The organism is Arthrobacter sp. 10T413_2 (assembly GCF_056394205.1).
On sequence record NZ_JBFTHK010000167.1, the window covers coordinates 1 to 9,299 of the forward strand.

Consider the following 9,299-nt stretch of genomic DNA (forward strand, 5'->3'; position numbering starts at 1 on the left):
CTTCTGCGTTGGTCATGATGCCGGCCGCCTCCCGCTAGATGATGTTGTGAGTACTAGCCTAGCGATTTTCCGGGCGGTGTGGTGCACGGAGTTCCGGGCCGGCATGACAACATGGTCTGTTGTGAACGACGACACCCGGGAAAAGCGATGGCAGGACCACTTTCCCCGGATGCTCCCCCGCTATGCGCTCCTGGCCTGCCTCGCCCTGGGGGTGGTGAGCCTGGGGGTGGTGCTTACGCCGGCCCGGCCACCGGAACCCGTGGAGACGCCCTTTTCCGAACAGGCGCGCGCCGCCGCGTTGACCGAAACCCAGCAGCTGTTGGCGGCCGGCGGCCGGCTTGGGACCGGGTCCCCGGACGGTTCAGCAGACCGCCCCGCGGGTGCCGGAAATGCCGCCGTCGAGCGGACTGTGACCTTGCTGACAGCCCAGGCCGAGGCCCTCCTCCTGCCGGGGGAAAGCCCCGCGGGTGCGCCTGGCGCCTCGCCCACAGAGTCGGCTCTGACAACGCCCCCCGGTCCGACGCCTTCCCCCGCCGCACCGGCGCCTTCCGCCACCGGTTCGCCCAGCGCCGGAACGCCCACTTCAGGACCGACCGCCGCGGCTCAGCCGGCGACCGCCGCCGAGCTCGTGACCGCTCTTGCGGACAGCGGCCGCCAGCGCCTCGCGGACGCTGCCGTCGCCGACGGCGKCATGGCGCGGCTGCTGGCCGCCGTGGGGACCGCACAGCTGTTGCAGGCGTCCAAGCTCGCGGCCGGCACCGGTACGGCGGCGCCGGCGCCACCCGACGTCGCCGCCCCGCAGCTGTCCGGCACCTGCCCGTCCGAGTCCGCGGGCGCGCAGTCCCCGGAGGCGTCTGCTKACGCCACGGGCTCCCCTGCCGCGCCCGACGGCGGGGCGGGCGGCACCCGCGGCGCAGCCGGGACGCCCGGKGCAGATGCCGCCGTGGGAGCCGCCCTGGCAGCGGTCGCCCGGACCGAAGCGCAGGCCATCTACGCCTATCAGGTGGCCCTCCCCCGGCTGGACGGGGACGCCGCGAAAGCTGCGGCCGAAGGACTGGCGCGCCACGACGGGCTCCTCAGCGATGCCGAAAGCCTGGGCCGACTGCACTGCTCCGAAGTTCCGCCGCGCGAGGCGGGCTACACGCTGAACAAGTCCTTCCTGGCCTCTCCCGCCGCGGGCCTCGGCAACGTCGAAGCGGCCGCCTTGCCGGTCTACGGGGACCTTATTGCGCTGAGCGACGGAGAGACACGGCAGTGGGCCGTCGCAGCCCTGCTCGCCTCCGCGAAGCGCGCAGTGCTCTGGGGTGCGGATCCCGGCGCCTTGCCCGGCTTGGACACCGTGTCGCTGCCGTCATTGCCGGCCGGCTGAACGACGGAACCAAGCCTCGGCTTATTTTGCTTAGCCTTGGGATACTGGCCAGCCCGCCCCACGGGTGATTTGCTGTAGTCATGGACACGACAGGCGCCGCAACCCTTCATGAGAACGAACCCCACCACAATGACATCGCGCACCGCCTCAATTGGCTCCGTGCGGGCGTCCTGGGGGCCAACGACGGCATCGTCTCCGTCGCCGCGATCGTCGTGGGCGTCGCCGGCGCCACGACAGACACCGGGGCGATCCTGCTTGCGGGCACCGCAGCGGTCGTGGGCGGTGCCATCTCGATGGCCCTCGGTGAATATGTGTCAGTCAGCAGCCAGAAGGACAGCCAGCACGCCTTGATCGAGAAGGAACGGCGGGAACTGGCAGAACAGCCGGAGGAGGAGCTCGAGGAGCTTGCCGCGATCTACCAGGGCAAGGGCCTMAGCCCGGAGACGGCACGCACGGTAGCCAAGGAGCTTACGGCCCACGATGCCCTCGGCGCCCACCTCTCAGCCGAACTCCACATCGACGAGACCGACATCGTGAGTCCTTGGCACGCGGCCTTCGCGTCCGCCATCGCGTTCTTCATCGGTGCCGTCCTGCCCATGCTGGCCATCCTGCTGCCGCCGGAAAACATCCGGATCCCGCTGACCTTCGTGGCCGTGCTTGTGGCGCTGGCGGCCACCGGTGCTGTGGGCGCGTGGATCGGCGGCGGCTCGAAGCTCAAAGCCGCCGTCCGCGTGGTGATTGGCGGCGCCGCGGCGCTGGTGGCCACGTTCGTGATCGGCAACCTGCTCGGCGCGAGCGGCATCGTCTAAGTCCCGGGCATMCACCAGGTCCGGCGCGTCCCCGCGCCGCGCCGGGCATCTACGATAGGTCCCGTGAGCCCGATCCCAGACGTCMATATCCCGCCCGATCTTGCCCGCCGCTACAACCGCACGGCCGCCGGGCGCGACTGGCTGGCATCCCTTCCCGGGCTGATCGGACAACGTCTGGACCAGTGGGAGCTTGTGCCGGACCTGGCGCCGGGCGCCCTGCCCTGGAACGGTCACGGCGGCGTCGCCATCCCTGTGCGGCGCCGGCACGGGGATGAGTCCACCGGCAGTGGCAACGCCGGCTATGCCGGCAATGATGCCGTCCTCAAGGTGGCTTTTCCGCATGAGGAAGCCACGCGGGAACGCCACGCCCTCGCCTTGTGGGGAGGCCGCGGCGCCGTCCGGTTGCTGGCCGCCGACGCCGGATCCTGTGCCCTGCTTCTGGAGCGGCTGGAGGCCGGCCGCTCCCTCCAGGACGTCCCGCTGGAAACMGCAGTGCCGGTGTGGGGCGCGGTGGTCCGCGAACTGAGCGTCGTCCCCGATGATCGGCCCGAGTGGCAGGAATTCGACCAGGTGGCGGCGCGTGCCGAACAGTGGAGCGATGAATTCCCCGAGACATGGGAGCACTTGGCGCAGCCGTTCCCCCGCTGGCTGCTCGAAGCAGCGCTTGAGGTCTKCCAGACGCGCGGCGCTGTGGGCAGGCGGTCCGGCACGGACGTGCTGGTCMATGCGGACCTGCACTACCTGAACATTCTGGCCCGGCCCCGCGTCCCGGAAGCCGGCATCGGGCAGGAGGAGCCGGCGGGGCTAGTGGACCGTTACGCCGCGATCGATCCGCAGCCCATGATCGGCGAGGCGGAGTTTTCCGTGGCCCCGGTATTATGGAACAGGCTCCGGGAGTTACCGCGGAAGGACCCGGAACGGGCGCTGCTCGCGCGCTGCCGGGATTTCAGCCAGGCAGCCGGTCTGGACGCCGAAGCCGCCCGGCAGTGGAGCCTGGCGCGCGAGGTAGAGAACGCCCTCTGGTATGCCTCTAAGCGACATCATGAAGGCGATCTGGCGCGTTCGCTGTGGGTGGCGAGCACGCTGGCGGGCCGGACCCTTCCCGGACTGCCCGCTCCACAGGAGCTCCCAGCCCCCGGAGAAGCGCCTGGGGAAGCAGCCGGAACGGCGGCCGGTTAGCCCCGCACGGCCGCCAATGCGTCGCGGACGGCGTCGACGGCGACTCTGACGTCGGCGTCGTCCGTGCTCCAGTTGCTCACCGAAATCCTCAGGATATCGCGGTCCTGCCAGCGCGAACCGGACATCCAGACCCGGCCGTCGCTGATGATCCGCTCCGTCACTGCACGTGTCACGGCGTCGTCCCCGAAGGCCAGGGAAACCTGGGTGTAGTCGACGTCGTTGAGTACCTCGACGCCTTCCAGTGCGGCAAGCTGTTCCGCTAGTTGCGCGGCCCGCAGCACGAGCGTGCGGACCTGGCCGGCKACGCCGTCGCGGCCCAGCGATTTCAGCGCAGCCCACACCGGCACGCCGCGCGCACGGCGGGACAGCTCAGGGACGCTCTCGAACGGGTCCCCGGCACCGTCCGCGGCCTGGATCAGGTAGCTMGTGTGCAGTCYCATCGCCGAACGCAGCGCCCGGGCGTCGCGCACGATCGCGATCCCGCAGTCATAGGGCACGTTGAGGGTCTTGTGCGCATCCGTCCCCCACGAGTCGGCCAGCCGGAGCCCGGCGGTCAGGGCGGACAGCTCCGGCACGGCCGCCGCCCAGAGCCCGAAGGCGCCGTCCACGTGCACCCAGGCGCCGTGCGCTTTTGCGACGGCGATCGCCTCGGCGAAGGGGTCGAAAGCGCCCGAATGCAGGTTGCCGGCCTGCAGGCACACGAGGGCCGGGACCGGACGGCCCTCCCCCGCGCTGAGCGCAAGGTCCAGGGCGCAATCCAGCTCGGCCGGGATGATGCGTCCCTGGCGGTCGGACGGCACCACTGTGGGATGTCCAAGGCCCAGGTAGCGCAGCCCGAGGTCGATGGTGTCGTGCCGTTCCTGCCCCACGAAGCAGCGGATCCGGGGCGCACCGGCGAGCCCGTCGCCGTCGAGGTCCCAGCCGGCGTCGACCATGAGCCGCCACCGGGCGGCGGCGAGTCCGGTGAAGTTGGCCATGGTGGCGCCCGTGGCAAAGCCGACGTCGGACTCTTCGGGAAGGCCCAGAAGCTCAAGGATCCATTTGCCGGCGGCTTCTTCGATGGCGGCGGTGGCGGGGGTGGCGAAGCGCAGCCCCGCGTTCTGGTCCCAGGYACTGACCAGCCAGTCCGCCGCCAGCGCAGCCGGCAAAGTGCCGCCGATGACCCAGCCGAAGAACCGCCCGGACGGCATGGCCATCAGCCCGGGTTCGGCCTTGGCCGCGAGATAGTCCACCACTTCTGCGGCCGGCATGCCCTGTTGGGGCAGGGGGCCGCCGAAATCGGCCGCGAGCTCGGCCGCGGTGGCCTGCGGCCCGATGCGGCGTGTTCCCTGGCTCTCGAGCCACTGGCGTGCGTGCCCGGCCGCGGCCTCGAGGGCATCCCGATAGCGTTCCTCGCCTGCTGACATAGCTGCATGCTACGMMCGGGGCCACCGGACCGGGAGTCCCCCGCGGGAGGGGGCTCCCGTCTGCGGGCCCGTGCGCAGGCGGGCGCGCAGTCGTGGGTGCTAGGCGAAGTTGTCCTGCCAGACATCCGAGCCGAGCCTGATGATCAGCGCTCCGACCACGGCAAGGAACACGATCCGGATGAACTTGTTCCCCTGTTTGACGGCTGTCCGGGCTCCGATGTAGCCGCCGGCCATGTTCGCCATGCCCAGGAGCAACCCGAGTMCCCACAGCACGGCACCGTGCGGCACAAAGAACAGCAGGGCGCCGGCGTTCGTGGCCATGTTCACGATCTTGGCCTTGGCGCTGGCTTCCAGGAAGGCGTAGCCCATGGCGGAGACCAGCGCGATGATCAGGAAGGAGCCGGTTCCCGGACCGATCAGCCCGTCATAGAAGCCGATCACGCCGCCGATCAGGCAGGCCACCACATAGTGCCGGTGCCCCGAATGGCGCAGCCTGGTCAGCTCACCGACGTTGGGCCGGAAGGCGGTGAACAGCGCGACGGCGATCAGCGCCGCCACGATGATGGGTTTGAATACGCTTGCCKGCAGGTTGGCGGCCAGCACCGCACCGCCGTAGCTGCCCGCCATCGCGATCACCGCCATGGGCACGGCGGTGCGCAAGTCGGGGCGGACGCGGCGGTAGTACGTGACCGCGCTCGTGGTGGTGCCGAAGATGGAGCCCATCTTGTTCGTGGCCAGCGCCTGCACCGGGCTGATGCCCGGCACCAGCAGCATGGCCGGAAGCTGGATGAGACCGCCGCCGCCCACGACGGCGTCGACCCAGCCCGCCGCCAGACCCGCCACGACGATCAGGATGACGGTACCGAGCTGGATCGACTCGAGTCCTGAGACCACTACCTACGCGGCGTCAGCTGTTGCGGACGGCGTTGACCACGTAGTCAACAGCCTTGTCAACGGCCACGTTTTCGGCATTGCCGCTGCGGCGGTCCTTGATCTCAACGACCCCGTCCACGAGTCCCCGCCCGACGGCCAGGATGGTCGGCACGCCGACGAGTTCGGCGTCGMCGAACTTCACGCCCGGGGATACCTTGGGACGGTCGTCGTAGATGACGTCGAGGCCGGCGGCTTCAAGCTCCAGGGCCAGCTTTTCCGCAGCCGCGAAGATTTCCTMGCCGCGGCCCACGGCCACCACATGGACATCGGCCGGGGCGACGGAGCGAGGCCAGACCAGGCCCTTGTCGTCGTGGTTGGACTCGGCGAGGGCCGCCACGGCACGCGTCACGCCGACACCGTAGGAGCCCATGGTTACCACGACCTGCTTGCCGTTCTGGTCCAGGACCTTCAGGTCCAAGGCCTCGGCGTACTTCCGGCCCAGCTGGAAGATGTGGCCCATTTCGATGCCTCGGGCGGTTTCGAGCGGTCCGGAGCCGTMGGGCGCCTCGTCGCCGGCACGCACCTCGGTGCACTCGATGACGCCGTCCCAGCCGAAGTCGCGGCCCGCGACCAGGCCGAAGACGTGCTTGCCGGCCTCATTGGCGCCCGTGACCCAGGCCGTGCCGCTGACGACGCGGGGATCCACGAGGTAGAGCAGTTTGGCGGCACCCTCGGCGCCGAGCAGCGGTGCTTCGAGGGACAGGCCGGGGCCAAGGTAGCCCTTGACGATGAGCGGCTGCTTCTTGAGGTCTTCCTCGCCGGCGGCCTCAAGGGTGATCTCGCCGGCGATGGGCAGGAACGCACCGATGTTGGCTTCGACGCGCTTGAGGTCGACGCCGCGGTCACCGGGCACGCCGATGACGACGATCTGGCGTTCGCCGGTCGGCAGCGTCACGGCGAGCACGACGTTCTTGAGCGTATCCGMGGCTGTCCAGGCGCCGCCGTCGGCCTCGCTGCGCGGAGCCAGCACGTTGGCGGCATCCACGAGGGTGTCGATGGTGGGCGTATCCGGGGTGTCCCGGACTTCCGCGGCCGGGGCGTTGCTGAAGTCGATCTCCGCGGGGACCACGGTGGTGACGGCCTCGACGTTGGCTGCGTAGCCGCCGGCGGAACGCACGAAGGTGTCCTCGCCGATCTCGGTGGGGTGCAGGAATTCCTCGCTCTTGGACCCGCCCATGGCGCCGGCGGTGGCAGCGACGGGGATGACCTCAAGGCCGAGACGCTCGAAGATCTTCAGGTACGCGCCGCGGTGCGCCGCGTAGCTGGCGTCCAGGCCGGCGTCGTCGACGTCGAAGGAGTAGGAGTCCTTCATGATGAATTCGCGGCCGCGCAGCAGGCCCGCCCGCGGACGCGCCTCATCGCGGTACTTGTTCTGGATCTGGTAGATGCTCAGCGGCAGGTCCTTGTACGAGGAGTACAGGTCCTTGACCAGCAGGGTGAACATTTCCTCGTGGGTGGGGGCCAGCAGGTAGTCGTTACCCTTGCGGTCCTTGAGCCGGAAGATGCCTTCGCCGTATTCGGTCCAGCGGTTGGTGGCCTCGTAGGGCTCCTTCGGCAGCAGGGCCGGGAAGTGGACTTCCTGGGCGCCGATGGCGGACATTTCCTCGCGGATGATCTGCTCCACCTTGCGCAGTACGCTCAGCCCCAGCGGCAGCCAGGTGTAGATGCCCGGCGCGGCCCGCCGGATGTATCCGGCCCGGACCAGGAGCCGGTGGCTGGCCACCTCGGCGTCGGCGGGATCTTCGCGCAGGGTGCGCAGGAACAGCTGGGAGAGTCGAAGGACCACAGGTGGGGTATCCGTTTCTGGGGAAGTGCGGGCATAGCCGGGAAAACCGGAAAAGCATCTAGATACTAATCTACCGTCCGGATGGCCCCCGCTTACCGCAGCTCCCTGCGGCGGCAGCGCTCATGACATGCAAGAACGTGGAAGAGCCACGCCATGACTGATGGAAGCCCCTGGCCGTTTCCAGCTGGTCATCCCGTCATGGCGTGGCTCCGTGGCCCCRGCACCCCCAGATCTCAGGCTGTGAGCTACTTGGTGTCGCCTCCAGGCGTTGCCCTCCCCGGACTTTGCGCCGGGGAGTGTGCGCGCCTATGCGACACGGCTAGGTAGAACCTATGTGACACAGGGCCGGGAATCAAGAGTCTGCAACCGGATAATTTCTTTCCTGGCCCGGCGACTGCCGTTGAAAGTGTGGAAACTCCGCGGCGGACCGAACGCTAGAAGAGCACTGTAGCGAACGTGCCCACCTGGCGGAAGCCCACACGGTCGTAGGTGGCGCGCGCCTTGGTGTTGAACTCGTTKACGTACAGGCTGGTGACCGGCGCCAGGGTCTGCGCGAGGACGACGACGGCGGCCATATAGCCCGCGCTCAGGCCCAGGCCGCGGAACTCGGGATTCATCCAGACACCCTGAACCTGGGTGACTTCCGGTGTGACGGCGCCCAGTTCKGCCTTGAAGATCACCTCGCCGTCGGCGTTGAGGTGCACGAGCGAATGGCCCTGACGGATGAGGCTCTTGACGCGGCGGCTGTAATACTCCCTGCCGCCGAGGAAGGGCGAGTAGCCCACTTCTTCCTCGAACATCGCGGCGCAGGCGGGCAGGATCCTGTCGAAGTCGGCCAACTKGCCAAAGCCCAGCGCGGGCTCGGGCCGGACGGCGGGCGGGCCTTGGATGGTCAGCAGGGGCTGGTCGTCGCGGACTTCGTGGGCTGACTGGCCGAGCTGCTCCAGGGCCGCATAGAGGGCCAGGACGGTCTCGGCGGGGCCAAAAATCGAAGCGTAGCGGCGCCCGGAACGRTGCGCGGCCATGGCCACGACACCGGCGAKGTCCGGGTCCAGCTGCACCGGCACCAGGTTGGCGCCGGCCMAGCAGGCACCGAGAAGCGTGCCGCCGTCGAACACGCCAAAGATACTGGCGCCCCCCGCCGTGGGGGATGCCGTACCCGCGGACTCCAGGTGCGACAGGATAAAGACATTGGCGACGGCGTCCCGATGAGCCAGCGCCAGCAATTGTCCGGTGTCCGCGCCACCGAGGACGCGGACTACGACGCCGGGAGCGGCGCCGTCCCTACGAGACGCTAACCACGGGGCTACCCTTGACAGCATCTTCGCCATCGGCGTCCCCCATCTCTTCAGCGATACGCATGGCTTCTTCGATCAGTGTCTCAACAATCTGGTCCTCGGGGACAGTCTTGATGACCTCGCCCTTCACGAAGATCTGGCCCTTGCCGTTGCCCGAGGCGACACCAAGGTCGGCCTCGCGGGCCTCGCCCGGACCGTTCACGACGCAACCCATGACGGCCACCCGCAGCGGGATCTCCATGCCTTCCAGGCCTGCGGTGACCTGTTCGGCGAGCGTGTAGACATCCACCTGGGCGCGGCCGCAGGACGGGCAGGAGACGATTTCCAGTTTGCGGGGGCGCAGGTTGAGCGACTGCAGGATCTGGTTGCCCACCTTGATCTCCTCGACCGGCGGGGCCGAGAGGGAGACGCGGATGGTGTCGCCGATCCCGCKGGAGAGCAAGGCGCCAAACGCGGTGGCCGACTTGATGGTGCCCTGGAATGCCGGTCCGGCCTCGGTGACGCCGAGGTGCAGCGGCC

The 9,299-nt window shown here is 69.1% G+C and carries 8 protein-coding genes; 3 read left to right on the plus strand and 5 right to left on the minus strand.

Going from position 1 to position 9,299, the window contains the following annotated elements; all coding sequences use genetic code 11:
• The first annotated feature begins 103 nt into the window (after positions 1-103).
• From AC1DBQ_RS19025 to AC1DBQ_RS19035, 3 genes are all read left to right on the plus strand, one after another.
• Positions 104-1,369, plus strand: coding sequence for a DUF4439 domain-containing protein (locus AC1DBQ_RS19025; RefSeq protein ID WP_476929992.1), 1,266 nt, complete (start codon positions 104-106; stop codon positions 1,367-1,369).
• 80 nt (positions 1,370-1,449) lie between these two features.
• Positions 1,450-2,178 (plus strand): VIT1/CCC1 transporter family protein, encoded by a 729-nt coding sequence (locus tag AC1DBQ_RS19030; protein WP_476929993.1) that lies wholly within the window; start codon positions 1,450-1,452, stop codon positions 2,176-2,178.
• A 63-nt stretch (positions 2,179-2,241) separates the two neighbouring features.
• Positions 2,242-3,357: an aminoglycoside phosphotransferase family protein gene (locus AC1DBQ_RS19035; protein WP_476929994.1), complete on the plus strand. Its 1,116-nt coding sequence runs from the start codon at positions 2,242-2,244 to the stop codon at positions 3,355-3,357.
• On the opposite strand, the gene AC1DBQ_RS19040 is transcribed toward AC1DBQ_RS19035, so the two are convergent.
• The 5 genes from AC1DBQ_RS19040 to AC1DBQ_RS19060 form a co-directional block, all read right to left on the minus strand.
• Complete coding sequence (locus AC1DBQ_RS19040) at positions 3,354-4,763, minus strand: pyridoxal phosphate-dependent decarboxylase family protein (RefSeq protein WP_476929995.1); 1,410 nt, start codon at positions 4,761-4,763, stop codon at positions 3,354-3,356. The genes AC1DBQ_RS19035 and AC1DBQ_RS19040 overlap by 4 nt on opposite strands.
• 99 nt (positions 4,764-4,862) lie before the next feature.
• Entirely contained in the window at positions 4,863-5,657 is a 795-nt protein-coding gene (locus AC1DBQ_RS19045; RefSeq protein WP_476929996.1) for a sulfite exporter TauE/SafE family protein, read from the minus strand.
• A gap of 13 nt (positions 5,658-5,670) precedes the next feature.
• Positions 5,671-7,482 (minus strand): proline--tRNA ligase, encoded by a 1,812-nt coding sequence (locus tag AC1DBQ_RS19050; RefSeq protein ID WP_476929997.1) that lies wholly within the window; start codon positions 7,480-7,482, stop codon positions 5,671-5,673.
• A 434-nt stretch (positions 7,483-7,916) separates the two neighbouring features.
• Positions 7,917-8,804, minus strand: a complete 888-nt coding sequence (locus tag AC1DBQ_RS19055) for a GNAT family N-acetyltransferase (RefSeq protein WP_476929999.1) — start codon at positions 8,802-8,804, stop codon at positions 7,917-7,919.
• Positions 8,767-9,299: flavodoxin-dependent (E)-4-hydroxy-3-methylbut-2-enyl-diphosphate synthase (locus AC1DBQ_RS19060; protein WP_476929998.1), on the minus strand; the 533-nt coding region annotated here is incomplete at its 5' end. The genes AC1DBQ_RS19055 and AC1DBQ_RS19060, both read right to left, overlap by 38 nt.